Source organism: Buttiauxella sp. A111, from assembly GCF_014189855.1.
GTDB lineage: Bacteria > Pseudomonadota > Gammaproteobacteria > Enterobacterales > Enterobacteriaceae > Buttiauxella > Buttiauxella selenatireducens.
On sequence record NZ_BJFN01000008.1, the window covers coordinates 88,220 to 106,792 of the forward strand.

The window sequence follows — 18,573 nt, forward strand, 5'->3', positions numbered from 1 at the left end:
TCGCAAACTGCAAAAAAGTCGTTACCGAATGAGTGTGGTAAAATAGCCAGATGACTGTGACTTCTGGTGGAAAAATCATGATGGGGCTTTCTGGCAAAAAAATTGTTCTGGGTGTCAGCGGCGGTATTGCTGCTTATAAAACACCTGAACTGGTACGGCGCCTGCGTGAACGCGGGGCTGAGGTAAGAGTGGTAATGACAGAGGCGGCAAAAGCCTTTATTACGCCACTGAGTTTACAAGCCGTGTCAGGTTACCCGGTGTCAGACAGCTTGTTAGATCCCGCCGCAGAAGCAGCAATGGGTCATATTGAATTAGGTAAATGGGCTGATTTAGTTATTCTTGCACCTGCCACGGCCGATTTAATTGCCCGCATTACTGTAGGTATGGCAAATGACCTGGTGAGTACGATTTGTCTTGCAACCCCTGCGCCTGTTGCCGTTGTCCCTGCTATGAATCAACAGATGTACCGAGCCGCAGCGACACAACATAACCTTGAGGTACTCTCTGCACGCGGCTTATTGATGTGGGGGCCGGATAGCGGTAGCCAGGCCTGTGGCGATGTTGGCCCTGGTCGTATGCTTGACCCATTAACGATTGTAGACATGGCCGCTCAACATTTTGCTGTCATCAAAGATCTGCAACATCTCAATGTCATGATTACCGCCGGCCCGACTCGCGAACGCCTGGATCCTGTACGCTATATCACCAACGATAGTTCCGGGAAAATGGGTTATGCCATCGCAGCAGCAGCGGCAGCACGCGGCGCAAATGTGACATTAATTTCAGGTCCTGTTTCTTTACCAACGCCGCCATGGGTGAAACGTATTGACGTCACCACAGCGTTGGAAATGGAAGCTGCAGTCCAACAGCATGTGCAGGAGCAACAAATTTTCGTTGGTTGTGCCGCCGTTGCAGACTATCGTGCCGCCGCCGTTGCTGATGAAAAAATCAAAAAGCAAGGCGATGAAATTACGATAAAAATGATTAAAAACCCGGATATTGTTGCCGGTGTCGCAGCACTTTTAACTCACCGTCCATATGTTGTTGGGTTTGCCGCCGAAACAAATAATGTGGAAGAATACGCCCAGCAAAAACGCGTGAGTAAAAACCTTGATCTGATTTGTGCGAACGATGTATCACAGGCAGGCCAAGGATTTAACAGCGAAAACAATGCATTGCACCTTTTCTGGCAGGATGGAGATAAAGTCTTACCTCTTGAACGTAAAGAGCTCCTTGGCCATCTTTTACTGAACGAGATAGTTACCCGTTATGATGAAAAAAATCGACGTTAAGATTCTGGACCCACGCGTTGGCCAACAATTCCCACTGCCGACTTATGCAACTTCCGGTTCTGCGGGACTTGACCTACGTGCCTGTCTGGATGACGCCGTAGAGCTTGCTCCTGGTGTAACCAAACTGATTCCAACCGGGCTGGCTATCCATATCGCCGATCCAACTCTTGCGGCCGTCATTCTGCCTCGTTCAGGTCTTGGTCATAAGCATGGTGTTGTTTTAGGCAACCTTGTTGGACTGATAGACTCAGATTATCAAGGGCAGTTAATGGTTTCCGTCTGGAACCGCGGTCAAGATCACTTCACTATCGAACCCGGTGAACGCATTGCTCAAATGGTGTTTGTGCCCGTCGTCCAGGCAGAATTCAACCTGGTTGAAGATTTCGATTCCAGCGATCGTGGCGAAGGTGGTTTTGGCCATTCAGGACGTCAGTAACTTCATTTAAAAACGTAACCCCACAGCGTAAAAAATGTGAAAAAACCGCAAACTTTAAGTTTGCGAGCGCTGTGTGGCTACCTGCCTGACAAGTGCGTTATTTCAGGGGTATTTTAGAACATGGCAGAAAAGCAAATTGCGAAACGGAATCGTCGCGAGGAAATACTTCAGTCTCTGGCCCAAATGCTTGAATCCAGCGATGGCAGTCAACGAATTACGACGGCTAAGCTCGCAGCGACTGTTGGTGTTTCCGAAGCTGCACTTTATCGACATTTTCCCAGCAAAACGAAAATGTTCGATAGCCTTATCGAATTTATTGAAGACAGTCTGATTACCCGTATCAACCTCATCCTGAAAGATGAGAAAGATACCCACGCACGTCTGCGATTAATCGTTCTCTTAATCTTGGGGTTTGGCGAACGTAATCCGGGGCTGACGCGTATTCTAACCGGGCATGCGCTGATGTTTGAACAAGACCGTCTGCAAGGCCGTATCAATCAGCTTTTTGAACGTATCGAAGTTCAATTGCGTCAGGTCATGCGTGAAAAGAAGATGCGCGAAGGTGAAGGCTACTGCACTGATGAATCGTTACTCGCCAGCCTGCTTTTGGCATTTTGTGAAGGGACGTTATCGCGTTTTGTACGCAGCGAGTTCCGCTATTTACCTACAAGTGATTTTGATACCCGCTGGCCGCTGATTGCTGCACAACTTCGTTAAATATTAAGGGCCTTTGAAAGGCCCTTTTACTTACACTCCGTACTGGGTACGGTACTCACGCACCGCGGCTAAATGCCCGGCCATTTCAGGTTTTTCTTCCAGATAATCAATCAGGTCTTTCAGCGTAATGATAGAGATGACCTGACACTGATAATCGCGTTCCACTTCCTGAATCGCAGATATTTCGCCACGACCACGCTCCTGACGATCCAGAGAAATAAGGACACCCGCGAGCGATGCGTTATTTGCAGCAATAATCTCCATTGATTCACGAATGGCAGTACCGGCGGTAATAACGTCATCTACCAGCATCACGCGCCCTTGCAGAGCACTGCCGACCAGGTTCCCACCTTCCCCGTGATCCTTCGCTTCTTTACGGTTGAAGCAATATGGCACATCACGTTCATGATGCTCTGCCAACGCAACCGCTGTAGTCGTAGCGATAGGGATCCCTTTGTAAGCCGGCCCAAACAGCAAATCAAAATCAATACCAGAATCCACTAAAGCGGCGGCATAAAAACGGCCCAACAGTGCCAGATCACGCCCGGTATTAAATAGCCCAGCGTTGAAGAAATAAGGGCTGGTGCGCCCGGATTTCAACGTAAACTCGCCAAACTTCAGTACCTGCTTGTTAAGCGCAAATTCAATAAACTGGCGCTGATACGGTTTCATGGATTTGCTCCTTTGCATTTCATTTTGGTAGATGCACAAAATAATTCGAGTTGCGTCGCGGCGACAAGAGAACGCATCCCGATGAGCTTACGTAAGTAAGTGTCTCGGGTAAGTTCGTGCAGCCAACAAAGATGCAGCTTGAAGTATGACGTGCATAAAAAAGGCGACTCTCAGAGTCGCCTAATATTAATTTTCTAACGCCGCCTTCTGCGACGTTACGATAGATTCAATTCCCCCTCGCGCCAGCGCCAGTAGCGCCAACAGCTCTTCATGGGTGAACGGCTCGCCTTCAGCGGTGCCCTGAATCTCAATCATGCGGCCATCTTCCATCATCACGACATTCATGTCGGTTTCAGCAGAAGAGTCTTCAACATATTCGAGATCGCAGATAGCAGCACCATTGACGATACCCACTGAAACCGCAGCAACCATCCCTTTCATTGGGTTAGTTTTCAGCTTACCTGCAGCGACCAGTTTATTAAGAGCATCAGCCAGTGCTACACATGCACCGGTAATAGATGCGGTACGAGTACCGCCGTCTGCCTGCAGCACATCGCAGTCCAGCGTAATGGTATATTCGCCAAGGACTTTCAAATCTACTGCTGCACGCAGAGAACGCGCAATCAGGCGCTGAATCTCAAGGGTACGGCCGCCCTGTTTGCCTTTTGCAGCTTCACGGGCATTACGGCTATGGGTTGCACGTGGCAGCATCCCATATTCAGCAGTGATCCAACCTTGGCCCTGGCCTTTCAGAAAGCGCGGAACACTTTCTTCAACGGTGGCGGTACAAAGTACTTTAGTATCGCCGAACTCGACCAGCACGGAGCCTTCTGCGTGTTTGGTGTAATTACGGGTCAGGGTGACTGGGCGCACTTGTTCGGCGCTACGACCTGATGGACGCATGGGGTTATCTCCGGCTAAAACGAATGTGGCTGCGCATTATACGGACTTCGTTCGCTTATACCCAATGAATTTCGAGTTGCAGAAAGGCGGCAAGTTCGTAAATACCCAGGAGCTTACTAAAGTAAGTGACTGGGGTGACAAATCTGTCCGGAACAGATTTGAACGCTGCTCGCAGCGGCCCCGAAGGGGTGAGGCACACGATGTGCCGAATAACTGAATGCAGTCAACGCATCTGCAACTTGAAATACGACGGGTATATTCCTATCCTGCAAGTCCTGGCATGGCTATAATCCCCACATCTATCACAGAATACGGTTACGAAATATGATCCGCAGTATGACCGCCTATGCCCGACGTGAAGTAAAAGGCGAATGGGGCAGCGCCTCCTGGGAGTTACGTTCGGTAAACCAGCGTTATCTCGAAACTTACATACGTATGCCGGAACAGTTCCGTAGCCTCGAACCTGTGGCTCGCGAGCGTATTCGTACACGCTTAACTCGCGGAAAAATCGAATGTAATTTACGTTTCGAACCTGACGCCCGTTCCCAGAGCTCTTTGCTGCTCAATGAAAAACTGGCCAAACAGCTGGTTGAAGCGGCGAATTGGGTAAAAATGCAAAGCGACGAAGGCGAAATTAATCCGGTTGATATTTTGCGCTGGCCGGGTGTGATGGTAGCGAAAGAACAAGATCTTGATGCCATTACCGCTGAAATTCTTGCGGCACTTGATGGCGCTCTTGATGACTTCATCATTGCCCGAGAAACAGAAGGCCAGGCTCTGAAACAGCTTATCGAGCAGCGTCTTGAAGGCGTCAGTGGCGAAGTCGTTAAAGTTCGAGCTCAAATGCCAGAAGTCCTGAAATGGCAACGTGATCGTCTGGTTGCGAAATTGGAAGATGCGCAAGTTCAGCTTGAAAACAACCGTCTGGAGCAAGAGCTAGTATTAATGGCTCAGCGTGTCGACGTTGCCGAAGAGTTGGATAGGCTGGAAGCTCATGTCAAAGAAACCTACAACATTCTGAAGAAAAAAGAGGCTGTTGGTCGCCGTCTCGACTTTATGATGCAGGAATTTAATCGCGAATCGAACACTCTGGCATCAAAATCAATCAATTCTGATGTCACCAATTCAGCCATCGAACTGAAAGTGCTGATTGAACAGATGCGTGAGCAGATTCAGAACATCGAATAATTTTCAGCTTTGACCTTCTTAGCCCGCTTCTATGCGGGCTTTTTGTTATTGGTGAACATTCATCACCTAATCAACCGCAATAAAATTAATCCATTTTAAATTTTAAAATCAGCATTAAACCCTGCCAATCTAGCTAAAACCAAGTAAAGCCATTAGAAAATCTAATTAAAAAACCATCGCTTTAGAAAAACTCAATCGTGATTTTGCTCACAAAACGCTACCCTCTTAGCGTTTCCTCTGGGGGTACTAATGCTGTTACATATTCTTTATTTGGTCGGCATTACTGCCGAAGCAATGACCGGCGCGTTAGCAGCTGGCCGCCGCCGTATGGATACTTTCGGTGTAATAATCATTGCGACAGCCACAGCCCTTGGCGGCGGTTCGGTTCGCGATATTCTTCTCGGCCACTACCCTTTAGGTTGGGTGAAACACCCAGAGTATGTGGTGATTGTCGCAGTTGCAGCCGTACTAACCACCGTATTTGCCCCCGTAATGCCTCATCTGCGTCGCCTTTTCCTGGTCCTCGATGCCCTTGGGCTCGTGGTGTTTTCCATCATCGGTGCGCAAATAGCGTTGGATATGGGAGAAAGCCCCATTATCGCAATCATTGCAGCCGTTATAACGGGCGTATTTGGCGGTGTTTTGCGCGATATGTTTTGTAAGCGTATCCCCCTGGTGTTCCAGAAAGAACTCTATGCCGGCATTGCTTTCGCCTCCGCAGTACTTTACATCGTTCTGGAGCACTACGTTTCGAACCAGGACGTCGTGATAATCTCCACGCTCTTGTTCGGTTTCACCACGCGCTTACTCGCGTTACGCCTGCGCCTTGGATTACCTGTGTTTCATTACAAACACGCGGATCACTAATCGGCAAATCCCCGAATTCCCTGCTCTGCCAAAAAAACGACTAGCGCAGCAATTTGGGGGTGATTTACAAACTCCACCAACTTTTTGGCCCTCGCTGCACCAATACCCGGTAGTTTTTGCCAACTATGCTCATCCCGCGCAACTAACTGCGACCACTGTGAATCTGGCAGCGTGGCAAACACCGCCCGGGGTAGCGGTAAACCAAACGCTAGCAGCCACTGCCTGAAGGGTTGTTGTCGAACTTGCGAGAATTGCTGCCAAAGATGGGCTGCTCTGGCTGGAGAAATTCCGCTAATTTGCTGCAGCTCTTCCTGAGTGACAGTAAGCCAGGAAAAAATGTTCTTTAGGCTGAGATTCTGTTGGATCTGCTGCCAGGAGCGCACGCTCACCCCATTGATATTCATAACCTCTGGAGAGCTAATCCAGGCCAGGCGAGCAATAAACTGCTCGCGACACCAAATCTCAAAAAACAGGCAACTCAGCGGGGTGACCATTTTATCTGTGGGGGGCTGCGGTTTGTTGCGTTGGCTTACACGCCATACGGCTTCATCGACGCGTGGAATCCCTTGCCCTGCAAGACTTACCATCACCTGATCGCCCAACGCAATATCCAGAACTTGCCAACGTTTTACTGAACCTATGTTCACACGTTTAATCTTTTTATCATCTATCTGTAGGGGATTCAGTCGGAGAACAACGGCTATTTTTCCTGTGCGCCCTACCGTAAATTGAATATCCTTAACTTCGGCAATTTGCTGGGCTGGCGGGTATTTCCATGCAATCACCCACGTTGCTTTACCTGGAAGCCAATATTTCCCCGCAGGTTCTTTGGCCACGCGCACCACAATCCCATCAGTCACAAAAGGAAGAGGGGTTGTAAACCAGGACTCCCGCAACATCGCGATTTTGTCCACTGAGTTGACGGGCATTGACCACTTTTTGGTTAGCGGAAAACCAGCCTGAGCGAGCATGTCTAATTTCAGATTCATATCAGCAGGACCATCAGGCCACGCCCAGATAAATATTCCCAATTCGCTCATCAGACCCGGGGAGGCTTGGCTCATCATGGCTCCCGCCACTTTTCCTCTCGCATTAATGCCCCCCATCGCTTTCTGTACGTGGCTATCTCTTTTCCAGAAAACCTCGCCTTGCAACACGCTATTGGCAAGTTGGCCTGAAAGGGTCTTGGGGATAGCGGGGATCATTTTGGCCTTTTCTGTCCAGTCCTGCCCTTTCTCACCATCCCCGCGGCTAAGGAGTTTAAACAGATGCCCTTGCTGATAAATCAGGGTCACTGCCACACCATCGACTTTAGGTTGTACCCAAAGATCGGTTTTGCCTTTTGTCCACTGGGCAACAGCTTCACTGTCTGGCAGTTTTTTGACACCTGTATGAGCAATCGGATGCAATGCTTTGCCCAGGGTAGCTATCTGCGGCTGCTGTGGTTTTTCAGAGGGATGAAAGCATCGCTGCCATTCATTATATTGCCGACGTAGGCCATCATAGGTTGCATCACTGACTTCGCTCACACCTTGTTGGTAATAAGATCGGTCCCACTTCCCGAGCTTTTCATTCAATTTCACCATCTCCTGCTGGGCTTGCACTGATGACCAGGCCGGACACGCCGCCGACGCCATTGCGCTCAGCAACCCCAGAAACCCGATAAGCTTTGTTATCCACTTCATAAGTCCCTCCGTGTAGAAGCAAGAAGAGGTATAACGCCAGGAAACCATCAACGCGACTGCGTTTTAAAAATGATACGAGGAGCTTTCAGAGGTATTTAACTCGTTGCAGCAACACGAGGTGTTTTTTGGAAAACATTACGCAAATTGGTAGAAATATTGCCGAGGGACACGACAAATTCTCCGTGACACGAAGACGGCGTGTATAATAGGCCCGTATACGCACTTCTTTTTATGCTTACCGAATAAGTTAGAACTCATGGCTCAAGGCACGCTTTATATCGTTTCCGCCCCTAGTGGCGCGGGAAAATCCAGCCTCATCCAGGCTTTGTTAAAGACACAACCGCTGTATGACACACAGGTTTCGATCTCCCATACCACTCGTGGTATTCGCCCGGGAGAGAACCATGGTGAACACTATTTCTTTGTGGAAAAGGAAGAGTTTAAGCAGATGATTGCTGAAGACGCATTCCTTGAGCACGCTGAAGTGTTTGGCAATTACTACGGCACTTCACGCCATGCTATTGAACAAGTTCTGGCAACTGGTGTGGATGTGTTCCTGGATATTGACTGGCAAGGTGCGCAGCAGATTCGCCAGAAAATGCCGCAAGCCCGCAGTATTTTTATTCTGCCGCCGTCAAAAGACGAATTAGACCGCCGCCTTCGTGGTCGTGGGCAAGATAGTGAAGAAGTTATCACTAAGCGTATGGAGCAAGCTGTCGCAGAAATGAGCCATTACGCCGAATATGACTATTTAATCGTCAATGACGATTTTGACACTGCACTGTCAGATTTAAAAATTATCATTCGTGCCGAGCGTCTACGAATGGGTCGCCAAAAAGCGCGACATGACGCTTTAATCAGCAAACTATTGGCAGACTGAGCCCAGTTTCAGTATCATGCCCAGTCATTTCTTCATCTGTGGAGCATTTTAATTATGGCACGCGTAACTGTTCAGGACGCTGTTGAGAAAATTGGTAACCGTTTTGACCTGGTTCTGGTCGCCGCACGTCGCGCTCGTCAGATGCAAACTGGTGGTAAAGATCCACTGGTGCCTGAAGAAAACGATAAAACGACTGTAATCGCACTGCGCGAAATCGAAGAAGGGTTGATCACCAACCAGATTCTTGATGTTCGTGATCGCCAGGAGCAGCAAGAGCAGGAAGCCGCAGAACTGCAGGCTGTTACCGCTATTGCTGAAGGTCGTCGTTAATTAACCTGCGGGTAGCCCTTGTATCTGTTTGAAAGCCTGAATCAACTGATTCAACAATACTTGCCCGAGGAGCAAATAAAGCGACTTCGGCAAGCATACCTTGTTGCGCGTGATGCTCACGAGGGACAAGCACGTTCAAGTGGTGAACCCTATATCACCCATCCCGTAGCTGTTGCCTGCATTCTGGCCGAGATGAAACTCGACTTTGAAACGCTGATGGCCGCACTACTGCATGATGTGATCGAAGACACCCCTGCCACCTACCAGGATATGGAACAACTGTTTGGCAAAAGCGTTGCCGAACTGGTGGAAGGGGTATCTAAGCTAGACAAACTGAAATTCCGCGATAAGAAAGAAGCTCAGGCTGAAAACTTCCGCAAAATGATCATGGCGATGGTGCAAGACATCCGCGTCATTCTGATCAAACTCGCCGACCGTACGCACAATATGCGGACACTCGGGGCATTGCGCCCTGATAAGCGTCGACGAATCGCTCGTGAAACCCTCGAAATCTATAGCCCCCTTGCGCACCGACTTGGTATTCATCACCTGAAAACTGAGCTGGAGGAATTGGGCTTTGAAGCGCTTTACCCGAACCGCTACCGCGTGATTAAAGAAGTGGTCAAAGCGGCACGAGGTAACCGCAAAGAGATGATTCAAAAAATCCTCTCTGAAATTGACGGACGTTTGCAAGAAGCGGGCATTCCGTGTCGCGTTAGCGGCCGCGAAAAACACCTCTACTCCATCTACTGCAAAATGACGCTCAAAGAACAGCGTTTCCACTCGATTATGGATATCTACGCCTTCCGCGTGATCGTTCATGACATGGATACCTGTTATCGCGTCCTTGGGCAAATGCATAGCCTTTACAAGCCACGCCCTGGACGGGTGAAAGACTATATTGCCATTCCGAAAGCGAACGGATATCAGTCTTTGCACACCTCAATGATTGGCCCACATGGTGTGCCGGTAGAAGTGCAAATCCGTACCGAAGATATGGATCAGATGGCAGAGATGGGGGTTGCCGCTCACTGGGCTTATAAAGAGCAAGGTGAAAGTGGCACAACGGCACAAATCCGCGCTCAGCGCTGGATGCAAAGCCTACTGGAATTACAGCAAAGTGCGGGTAGTTCATTTGAATTTATCGAGAGCGTAAAATCCGATCTGTTCCCGGATGAGATTTACGTTTTCACTCCGGAAGGGCGCATTGTCGAATTACCGGCAGGTGCGACACCTGTTGACTTCGCGTATGCAGTGCATACAGACATCGGCCACGCCTGTGTCGGTGCCAGAGTCGACAGACAACCCTATCCCCTGTCTCAGTCGCTCAGCAGCGGCCAGACAATCGAAATCATTACCGCCCCAGGCGCACGCCCGAATGCCGCCTGGCTGAATTTCGTTGTGAGTTCTAAAGCGCGCGCCAAAATCCGCCAGATGCTGAAGAATCTCAAGCGTGACGACTCCGTTAGTCTCGGACGCCGTCTGCTAAACCACGCTTTAGGTGGTAGCCGCAAATTAGCTGAGGTCCCGCCAGAAAATATTCAACGTGAGTTGGAGCGCATGAAGCTCGCCACGCTTGATGATTTGCTGGCTGAAATTGGCCTCGGTAATGCCATGAGTGTGGTTGTCGCGAAAAACCTGCAAGGTGAGTCGTCCGCGGTTCAGCAAGGCCATTCACCGACTCACAGTCATCTGCCGATTAAAGGTGCTGATGGTGTATTGATCACCTTTGCCAAGTGTTGCCGACCAATTCCTGGCGACCCGATTATTGCGCACGTAAGCCCAGGCAAAGGGCTGGTTATCCATCATGAATCTTGCCGTAACATCCGTGGCTACCAAAAAGAGCCAGAGAAGTTTATGGCGGTGGAATGGGATAAAGAAACAGAACAAGAGTTCACCACCGAGATAAAGGTGGATATGTTTAACCATCAGGGTGCGTTGGCAAACCTGACGGCTGCGCTCAATAATGCCGGTTCCAATATTCAAAGTCTGAATACTGAAGAGAAAGATGGCCGTGTTTACAGTGCGTTCATTCGACTGACTGCACGCGACCGTGTCCATTTGGCGAACCTCATGCGTAAAATCCGTGTGATGCCGGATGTGATTAAAGTTACCCGCAACCGAAACTAGTGTTATGAATCCTCAACGTTATGCGCGTATTTGCGAGATGCTCGCCAGGCGTCAGCCTGATCTGACCGTCTGTATGGAGCAGGTCCATAAACCTCATAACGTGTCAGCGATTATTCGTACTGCTGATGCTGTTGGTGTACATGAAGTTCACGCGGTCTGGCCGGGTAACCGAATGCGCACCATGGCCTCCTCTGCAGCAGGTAGCAATTCATGGGTTGAAGTCAAAACCCATCGCCATATCGGTGACGCCGTTGCTCATCTCAAAAACAGCGGAATGCAAATCCTCGCGACCAACCTTTCTGATAAAGCTGTCGATTTCCGCGAAATTGATTACACGCGCCCAACCTGCATTTTGATGGGGCAGGAAAAAACGGGCATTACTCAGGAAGCATTAGCACTGGCTGACCAGGACATCATTATTCCGATGATCGGGATGGTGCAATCGCTCAATGTTTCCGTGGCCTCAGCACTCATACTTTATGAAGCGCAGCGTCAACGTCAGAACGCCGGAATGTATCAGCGTGAAAACAGCACTCTGCCAGAGTCCGAACAACAGCGTCTGCTGTTTGAGGGCGGTTATCCTGTACTGGCGCGAGTTTCCCGCCGGAAAGGTTTGCCCTACCCGCATGTGAATCAGCAAGGTGAAATAGAAGCTGATGCCGCATGGTGGGCCACAATGCAATCTGCGGAGTAGTCAGATGAAAGGCCGTTTGCTGGACGCCATACCGTTAAGCACGCTTGCCGGAGTGGGTGCCAGCCAGAGCGGTAAATTGGCCAAGATTGGCCTGCATACCATTCAGGATCTCCTGCTTCATCTCCCACTGCGCTACGAAGACCGGACTCAACTCTATCCTATAAACGACCTCATGCCTGGCACTCACGCCACGGTTGAAGGGGAAGTGCTGAACTGTAATATCAGTTTTGGTCGTCGTCGCATAATGACTTGCCAAATTTCTGACGGCACCGGCATCCTGACCATGCGTTTTTTCAACTTCAATGCGGCGATGAAAAACAGTCTCGCAACCGGTAAGCGTGTACTTGCTTATGGCGAAGCAAAGCGAGGGACGCACGGCGCGGAGATGATTCATCCGGAATACCGCATTCAGGGCGATCTGAGTACCCCGGAATTACAGGAAACTCTGACCCCGGTTTATCCCACCACTGAAGGTATTCGCCAGGCCACTTTGCGCAAACTGACCGATCAGGCACTGGAGTTGCTGGATACCTGCGCGATCACTGAATTACTCCCTGCTGATTTGCGTCAGGGAATGATGAGTCTGCCAGAAGCGTTGAGGACGTTACATCGTCCACCACCAACAATGCAGTTAGCCGATCTCGAAACGGGGAAACATCCGGCTCAGCAACGATTAATCCTTGAGGAGTTACTGGCGCATAACCTAAGTATGCTCGCACTTCGTGCGGGCGCTCAGCGTTATCACGCTTTGCCTTTGCATAATCATGACGAATTAAAAAACCAATTGTTGGCAGCACTCCCGTTCAAACCGACAGGTGCTCAAGAGCGTGTCGTGGCAGAAATTGAACATGATATGGCGCTGGATGTCCCGATGATGCGTCTGGTGCAAGGCGATGTGGGCTCGGGTAAAACATTGGTTGCGGCACTTGCCGCATTGCGTGCAATTGCGCATGGCAAACAGGTCGGTTTGATGGCTCCGACGGAATTGCTCGCCGAACAACACGCCAATAATTTCCGTCAGTGGTTTGCACCATTGGGCATTGAGGTTGGCTGGCTTGCAGGTAAGCAAAAAGGCAAAGCGCGTATCGCCCAACAAGATGCAATCGCCAGCGGTCAGGTATCGATGGTGGTGGGAACACACGCAATCTTCCAGGAACAAGTGCAGTTCTCTCAACTCGCACTGGTTATCATTGATGAACAACATCGCTTTGGCGTCCATCAGCGCCTGGCGCTATGGGAAAAAGGTCAGATTCAGGGATTCCATCCCCATCAACTCATCATGACCGCAACGCCCATTCCACGAACCCTGGCTATGACGGCCTATGCTGATTTGGATACGTCTACGATCGACGAACTGCCGCCTGGCCGTACACCGGTCACGACTGTTGCCATCCCTGACACGCGCCGCAACGATATTATCGACCGCGTGCGTGGCGCATGCAGCGATGAAGGCCGCCAGGCATACTGGGTTTGTACGCTGATTGAAGAGTCGGAGTTACTGGAAGCACAGGCCGCAGAAGTTACGTGGGATGAGCTAAAAGCCGCTTTGCCGAATCTGAATGTTGGGCTTGTACATGGCCGGATGAAGCCACAAGAAAAGCAATCAGTGATGCAGGCTTTCAAGGAAGGGTCGATTCATCTTCTGGTCGCCACAACGGTCATTGAAGTGGGCGTTGATGTCCCAAATGCCAGCCTGATGATTATCGAAAACCCAGAGCGTCTGGGGCTTGCGCAGCTCCACCAGCTCCGTGGGCGTGTAGGACGTGGTGCCGTCGCCTCCCATTGTGTGTTGCTGTATAAGTCGCCACTATCGAAAACAGCGCAACTGCGTTTGCAGGTGTTACGCGATAGCAACGATGGCTTTGTGATTGCGCAAAAGGATTTGGAAATTCGTGGGCCGGGGGAATTGCTTGGCACGCGTCAGACAGGGAACGCTGAGTTTAAAGTAGCAGATTTACTGCGCGATCAGGCGATGATTCCAGAAGTACAGCGCCTTGCACGCCATATCCATGAACGCTATCCAGAACAGGCAACCGCGCTCATTGAGCGCTGGATGCCTGAAACGGAACGCTATTCAAACGCCTGATTTTCCGCCCTCCTCCCAACCTTCTCCCCCAGGAGAAGGAGGGAAAATAACTTAGCCAAAGATTGGCAGCATCAGGTACATCTTGATGACCAGTGCGTTGACGATATCAATAAAGAACGCGCCAACCATCGGAACCACCAGAAACGCCATATGCGACGGGCCAAAACGCTCGGTAATCGCCTGCATATTGGCGATAGCCGTTGGTGTTGCCCCCAGGCCAAAACCACAATGACCCGCAGCCAGTACCGCTGCATCATAGTTTTTGCCCATAAAGCGATAGGTCACATAGACTGCATACAACGCCATAAAGATGGTTTGTACGGTCAGAATCGCCAGCATTGGCAATGCCAGTGAAGCCAACTCCCACAACTTCAGGCTCATCAACGCCATGGCGAGGAACAGAGATAAACAGACGTTCCCCAGCACCGAAACCGCACGTTCAAATACCCGATAGAAGCCGAGCAGAGAAAGCGTATTACTGAGTATTACCCCAACAAACAACACGCAAACGAACGTCGGCAGTTCAAAGCTGGTGCCTTGAATGAGGTGCGCCACAAACTGTCCAACAGTAAGACAAATAGCAATCATCGCGATGGTTTCTATCAACACCATCGAGGTGATCATGCGCCCTACTGCAGGTTTTTCGAAGGCTGTGGGATCAATGCTATCGTCCGGCGTGCCATCAGGTGTGGATGAGTGTTTAACCAGATAACGTGCAACTGGCCCACCAATCAAACCGCCCAGAACCAAACCAAACGTTGCGCAAGCCATCGCAACTTCGGTGGCATTCTGGAAGCCATAACGCTCACTAAATAACTTACTCCAGGCCGCACCTGTACCATGGCCGCCAGACAGAGTAATGGACCCCGCCAGTAACCCCATCAACGGATCAAGGCCTAGCAGACTCGCCATACCAATACCGATGGCGTTTTGCATCACCAGCAAACCCACCACCACAATCAGGAAAATACCGACCACTTTGCCACCTGCACGCAAGCTGGCCAGGTTGGCATTCAGGCCTATTGTGGCAAAGAAAGCGAGCATCAATGGGTCTTTGAGACTCATATCAAATTCAAATTCCCAACCGACACTTTTTTTAAGCACTAACAAGGCAAGGGCGATTAAAAGCCCACCCGCGACAGGTTCAGGGATGGTGTATTTTTTTAGAAACGGTATGGTGTGGACCATTTTTCGGCCCAGCAACAACACGAGCGTCGCAGCAACAAGGGTAGAAAGGGTGTCGAGATAAAACATAGAATTGCTCCTGTTTGCGCATATTTATCACAGACGCTTTTAATTTATCCTTCACTGGAATTTCAGATTCTAGAAAATCTAGCAGCCGGATTTTAACCAAAAACAGGTCAAAAGTTATATAAAAAGCTGTGTATATATGCTTTTTATCTTAAGAAAGTTTGTTAGCAAACGTTTGCTTTTACACTTCAGTCCGCTAAAATCACCGTTTTTTCTCCAAGGGATAATTTCCGATGTCTGTTAATGCTGTTGAGTCTGATGATGCGCAACCGATTGCTCAGGCTCGTTCCAGTGAATTGATCTACCGCCTCGAGGACAGACCCCCTCTCCCACAAACTCTTTTTGCTGCCGGCCAGCACTTGTTAGCGATGTTTGTTGCGGTAATCACGCCTGCGATGTTGATTTGCCAGGCTCTGGGACTTCCGGCCGAAGATACCCAACACATTATCAGTATGTCGTTGTTTGCCTCAGGCGTAGCATCGATTATCCAGATTAAAGCCTGGGGCCCAGTAGGTTCTGGGCTTCTGTCTATTCAGGGCACCAGTTTTAACTTTGTTTCGCCATTGATCATGGGCGGTATGGCATTGAAAAATGGCGGGGCTGACGTTCCGACTATGATGGCTGCCTTATTTGGCACATTGATGCTCGCAAGCTGCACCGAAATGCTGTTATCTCGTTTCTTGCACCTGGCTCGCCGTATCATCACCCCGCTGGTTTCAGGGGTTGTTGTAATGATTATCGGCCTTTCTCTGATTCAGGTTGGCCTGACGTCTATCGGTGGTGGTTATGCCGCGATGAGCGACCATACCTTTGGTGCACCGAAAAACCTGCTACTGGCGGGTGCCGTACTACTGGTTATCATTCTGCTTAACCGCCAGCGCAACGCTTACTTGCGCGTAGCTTCTCTGGTTATCGCTATGGCGGTAGGTTATGCGCTCGCCTGGGCGATGGGCATGCTGCCAAACGTCGCGCCATCAACGAATACAGACCTGATTATGGTGCCAACGCCGCTGTATTACGGTTTGGGCATTGACTGGAATCTGCTTATCCCACTGATGCTGGTCTTTATGGTGACGTCACTGGAAACGATCGGCGATATTACTGCAACGTCTGACGTTTCTGAGCAGCCTGTATCTGGGCCGCTGTATATGAAACGCCTGAAAGGTGGCGTGCTTGCTAACGGCCTGAACTCGTGCGTTTCAGCTGTATTCAATACCTTCCCGAATTCCTGCTTTGGCCAAAACAACGGTGTGATTCAGCTTACCGGTGTTGCCAGCCGTTATGTTGGTTTTGTTGTGGCACTGATGCTGATCGTTCTCGGCTTGTTCCCGGCAGTGAGCGGATTTGTACAGCACATTCCTGAGCCCGTTTTAGGCGGCGCGACTATCGTGATGTTTGGCACCATCGCTGCATCGGGTGTGCGTATTGTCTCCCGCGAACCGTTGAACCGCCGCGCGATTATGATTATCGCCTTGTCGCTGGCAGTCGGTATGGGTGTATCTCAACAGCCATTGATTTTGCAGTTCGCTCCTGACTGGCTGAAAACCTTGCTCTCATCCGGTATTGCGGCCGGGGGTATCACCGCTATCGTGTTAAACCTGATTTTCCCGCCTGAGAAAAATTGATGTACTTCACGCGCTGGTGATTTGTTCGCGCCAGCGCGTGTTCCCCCTCCTGACAATCCGATCCTTGAGCTATAACGGTAAATGGGGCATAACTCCCTTACCGAAACTTCATGGGATGGAAGACAATGAAATTTCTCGGAAAGCTATTTATTGCGTTATTGGTTGTCGTACTGGTTGCGTTAATAGCCTCGTACCTTTTGCTACAAACTCGCTGGGGAGCGTCCCAGGTCAGCCGTTGGATCAATGAGAATAGTGATTATGTCTTCTCTTTCGAAGAGATGGATCACCGCTGGGCATCGCCCACGCATCTCACTCTGACGAATGTCACTTTTGGGCGTAAAGGCCAGCCGGCAACTCTGGTTGCGCAAAATATTGATATCGGCCTGAGTTCTCGGCAGTTTTCAGAGCCTATGCATTTCGACAAGATTCTGTTGCAAAACGGAACGCTAAATATCAGCCCCAATGCTGCACCGCTGCCATTTCAGGCGGACATGTTGCAATTAAGCGATATGGCGCTTAACAGCCCAAATACTGAATGGAATTTACACGCACAGCGCGTCAATGGTGGCGTAATGCCCTGGCAGCCACAGCAAGGCAGAGTTCTGGGAAATACCTCGGATATTCAGTTTAGCGCAGGTTCCATGACGCTCAACGGTGTTCCTGCCACCAACGTACTGTTACAGGGTGCGATTAATAACGAGCAGGTGACGCTCTCGACCATTGGTGCGGATATGGCTCGCGGTTCGCTCACTGGCAATGCAAATCGTCTTGCGGACGGATCCTGGCAGATTGGCAGCCTGCGTTTGAACGACATCCGATTGCAAACGGAAAAATCGATTACCGATTTCCTGGCACCGCTTTCCACCGTCCCTTCTCTTAAAATTGGTAGTCTGGAAGTGACAGATGCACGACTGGAAGGTAAAGACTGGGCGGTCACTGATCTAGACCTGAGTTTGCGCAACCTGACGCTGGTAGATGGCGGTTGGCAGAGCGATGACGGGCGACTCTCGATGAATGCCAGCGACTTTATCAATGGCGATCTGCATCTTAATGATCCGATTGTGAATATCGATTTTAACGGTCAAACCGCTACGCTACGCCAGTTCACCTCGCGCTGGGAAAGAGGCATGGTTCGCGCCTCAGGCGTTTGGCTACGTAATGATAAAAAACTGGCACTCGATGAGCTGGTTTTTGCCGGGATTGAATATACGCTGCCGGAAGACTGGAAGGCTCGTTGGATGAAGCCGTTGCCGGAATGGCTGCATTCAATGACCATTAAAAAGCTTTCGGCGAACCGAAATCTGGTTATCGATATCAATCCGGCCTTCCCGTTCCAGTTCACCGCATTAGACGGTACGGCGAACAATCTTGAAGCTGTGCGCAACGGTCAATGGGGGATCTGGAGCGGCAACGCTACGCTGAACGCCTCTTCAGCCACCTTCAATCGTGTTGATGTGCGCCGCCCATCCATTTCGTTGACTGCCACAGACAGCCAGATTTCAATTACTGAGCTAAGTGCTTTCGCAGGTGAAGGAATGCTTGAAGCGACGGGAGCTATTTCGCAGGCTCCGCAGCGTAACGCAGCGGTCAATCTACGAGGGCGTTCGGTGCCAGTAAACGTGTTGCAACAATGGGGATGGCCCGCGCTACCGATAGAAGGCAATGGCAATTTACAGCTTTCCGTGACCGGAAACCTTGCAGCACAAACGCCATTGAAACCGACGGTGAATGGTACTTTGCAAGCCACCGGAAGCGATGGCAAACAAGTACAGCAAACCATGCAGAATGGTGAAGTACCCGGCGCATAAGCGCCGGGC

The 18,573-nt window shown here is 50.2% G+C and carries 16 protein-coding genes; 12 read left to right on the plus strand and 4 right to left on the minus strand.

The window, feature by feature from the left end:
• Positions 1–80 precede the first annotated feature (80 nt).
• The 3 genes from coaBC (at position 81) to slmA (ending at position 2,445) form a co-directional block, all read left to right on the plus strand.
• Positions 81–1,292 (plus strand): bifunctional phosphopantothenoylcysteine decarboxylase/phosphopantothenate--cysteine ligase CoaBC, encoded by a 1,212-nt coding sequence (gene coaBC, locus BSPA111_RS20270; RefSeq protein ID WP_183272968.1) that lies wholly within the window; start codon positions 81–83, stop codon positions 1,290–1,292.
• The gene (gene dut / locus BSPA111_RS20275; RefSeq protein ID WP_183272936.1) at positions 1,270–1,728 is read left to right on the plus strand and encodes a dUTP diphosphatase; all 459 of its coding nucleotides are present in this window, start codon (positions 1,270–1,272) and stop codon (positions 1,726–1,728) included. Before coaBC ends, dut begins: the two co-directional genes overlap by 23 nt.
• A 120-nt stretch (positions 1,729–1,848) precedes the next feature.
• Positions 1,849–2,445 (plus strand): nucleoid occlusion factor SlmA, encoded by a 597-nt coding sequence (gene slmA, locus BSPA111_RS20280; protein WP_183272937.1) that lies wholly within the window; start codon positions 1,849–1,851, stop codon positions 2,443–2,445.
• A gap of 30 nt (positions 2,446–2,475) precedes the next feature.
• On the opposite strand, the gene pyrE is transcribed toward slmA, so the two are convergent.
• Together pyrE and rph are read right to left on the minus strand one after the other, a co-directional pair.
• A complete protein-coding gene (gene pyrE, locus BSPA111_RS20285) occupies positions 2,476–3,117 on the minus strand; it encodes an orotate phosphoribosyltransferase (protein WP_183272938.1) in 642 nt (213 codons plus the stop codon).
• Between the two features lie 186 nt (positions 3,118–3,303).
• A complete protein-coding gene (gene rph, locus BSPA111_RS20290; protein ID WP_183272939.1) occupies positions 3,304–4,020 on the minus strand; it encodes a ribonuclease PH in 717 nt (238 codons plus the stop codon).
• A 324-nt stretch (positions 4,021–4,344) separates the two neighbouring features.
• Here rph and BSPA111_RS20295 point away from each other — a divergent pair, with 324 nt between their 5' ends.
• Both BSPA111_RS20295 and BSPA111_RS20300 read left to right on the plus strand, forming a co-directional pair.
• A complete protein-coding gene (locus BSPA111_RS20295) occupies positions 4,345–5,208 on the plus strand; it encodes a YicC/YloC family endoribonuclease (RefSeq protein WP_183272940.1) in 864 nt (287 codons plus the stop codon).
• Positions 5,209–5,457: 249 nt separating this feature from the next.
• The gene (locus tag BSPA111_RS20300) at positions 5,458–6,075 is read left to right on the plus strand and encodes a trimeric intracellular cation channel family protein (RefSeq protein WP_183272941.1); all 618 of its coding nucleotides are present in this window, start codon (positions 5,458–5,460) and stop codon (positions 6,073–6,075) included.
• On the opposite strand, the gene ligB is transcribed toward BSPA111_RS20300, so the two are convergent.
• Positions 6,072–7,760: an NAD-dependent DNA ligase LigB gene (ligB, locus tag BSPA111_RS20305; protein ID WP_183272942.1), complete on the minus strand. Its 1,689-nt coding sequence runs from the start codon at positions 7,758–7,760 to the stop codon at positions 6,072–6,074. The two genes, BSPA111_RS20300 and ligB, sit on opposite strands and share 4 nt — an antisense overlap.
• Positions 7,761–8,016: 256 nt before the next feature.
• Between ligB and gmk the strand changes: the two genes are divergently transcribed.
• Genes gmk through recG form a run of 5 tightly spaced genes read left to right on the plus strand, consistent with a single transcriptional unit; the run spans position 8,017 to position 13,880 of the window.
• A complete protein-coding gene (gene gmk, locus BSPA111_RS20310; RefSeq protein ID WP_183272943.1) occupies positions 8,017–8,640 on the plus strand; it encodes a guanylate kinase in 624 nt (207 codons plus the stop codon).
• A gap of 54 nt (positions 8,641–8,694) precedes the next feature.
• Complete coding sequence (gene rpoZ, locus BSPA111_RS20315) at positions 8,695–8,970, plus strand: DNA-directed RNA polymerase subunit omega (protein ID WP_034461476.1); 276 nt, start codon at positions 8,695–8,697, stop codon at positions 8,968–8,970.
• A gap of 18 nt (positions 8,971–8,988) precedes the next feature.
• A complete protein-coding gene (spoT, locus tag BSPA111_RS20320) occupies positions 8,989–11,100 on the plus strand; it encodes a bifunctional GTP diphosphokinase/guanosine-3',5'-bis pyrophosphate 3'-pyrophosphohydrolase (protein WP_183272944.1) in 2,112 nt (703 codons plus the stop codon).
• 4 nt (positions 11,101–11,104) lie between these two features.
• The gene (gene trmH / locus BSPA111_RS20325) at positions 11,105–11,794 is read left to right on the plus strand and encodes a tRNA (guanosine(18)-2'-O)-methyltransferase TrmH (protein WP_183272945.1); all 690 of its coding nucleotides are present in this window, start codon (positions 11,105–11,107) and stop codon (positions 11,792–11,794) included.
• Positions 11,795–11,798: 4 nt separating this feature from the next.
• Positions 11,799–13,880 carry an ATP-dependent DNA helicase RecG gene (gene recG / locus BSPA111_RS20330; RefSeq protein ID WP_183272946.1) on the plus strand — a complete coding sequence of 694 codons (2,082 nt, stop codon included), beginning with the start codon at positions 11,799–11,801 and terminating at the stop codon, positions 13,878–13,880.
• 51 nt (positions 13,881–13,931) lie between these two features.
• Here the strand turns inward: recG and gltS are convergent, their stop codons facing one another.
• Positions 13,932–15,134, minus strand: coding sequence for a sodium/glutamate symporter (gene gltS, locus BSPA111_RS20335; protein ID WP_183272947.1), 1,203 nt, complete (start codon positions 15,132–15,134; stop codon positions 13,932–13,934).
• Positions 15,135–15,364: 230 nt separating this feature from the next.
• Here gltS and BSPA111_RS20340 point away from each other — a divergent pair, with 230 nt between their 5' ends.
• The gene (locus BSPA111_RS20340) at positions 15,365–16,756 is read left to right on the plus strand and encodes an NCS2 family protein (RefSeq protein WP_183272948.1); all 1,392 of its coding nucleotides are present in this window, start codon (positions 15,365–15,367) and stop codon (positions 16,754–16,756) included.
• Between the two features lie 125 nt (positions 16,757–16,881).
• Positions 16,882–18,564, plus strand: a complete 1,683-nt coding sequence (locus BSPA111_RS20345; protein WP_183272949.1) for an AsmA family protein — start codon at positions 16,882–16,884, stop codon at positions 18,562–18,564.
• Positions 18,565–18,573: the final 9 nt, after the last annotated feature.

Coding starts and splice junctions, on each gene's coding strand:
- coaBC (WP_183272968.1), top strand. CDS start 81: ATGGGGCTTTCTGGCAAAAAAATTGTTCTGGGTGTCAGCGGCGGTATT.
- dut (WP_183272936.1), top strand. CDS start 1,270: ATGATGAAAAAAATCGACGTTAAGATTCTGGACCCACGCGTTGGCCAA.
- slmA (WP_183272937.1), top strand. CDS start 1,849: ATGGCAGAAAAGCAAATTGCGAAACGGAATCGTCGCGAGGAAATACTT.
- pyrE (WP_183272938.1), bottom strand. CDS start 3,117: ATGAAACCGTATCAGCGCCAGTTTATTGAATTTGCGCTTAACAAGCAG.
- rph (WP_183272939.1), bottom strand. CDS start 4,020: ATGCGTCCATCAGGTCGTAGCGCCGAACAAGTGCGCCCAGTCACCCTG.
- BSPA111_RS20295 (WP_183272940.1), top strand. CDS start 4,345: ATGATCCGCAGTATGACCGCCTATGCCCGACGTGAAGTAAAAGGCGAA.
- BSPA111_RS20300 (WP_183272941.1), top strand. CDS start 5,458: ATGCTGTTACATATTCTTTATTTGGTCGGCATTACTGCCGAAGCAATG.
- ligB (WP_183272942.1), bottom strand. CDS start 7,760: ATGAAGTGGATAACAAAGCTTATCGGGTTTCTGGGGTTGCTGAGCGCA.
- gmk (WP_183272943.1), top strand. CDS start 8,017: ATGGCTCAAGGCACGCTTTATATCGTTTCCGCCCCTAGTGGCGCGGGA.
- rpoZ (WP_034461476.1), top strand. CDS start 8,695: ATGGCACGCGTAACTGTTCAGGACGCTGTTGAGAAAATTGGTAACCGT.
- trmH (WP_183272945.1), top strand. CDS start 11,105: ATGAATCCTCAACGTTATGCGCGTATTTGCGAGATGCTCGCCAGGCGT.
- recG (WP_183272946.1), top strand. CDS start 11,799: ATGAAAGGCCGTTTGCTGGACGCCATACCGTTAAGCACGCTTGCCGGA.
- gltS (WP_183272947.1), bottom strand. CDS start 15,134: ATGTTTTATCTCGACACCCTTTCTACCCTTGTTGCTGCGACGCTCGTG.
- BSPA111_RS20340 (WP_183272948.1), top strand. CDS start 15,365: ATGTCTGTTAATGCTGTTGAGTCTGATGATGCGCAACCGATTGCTCAG.
- BSPA111_RS20345 (WP_183272949.1), top strand. CDS start 16,882: ATGAAATTTCTCGGAAAGCTATTTATTGCGTTATTGGTTGTCGTACTG.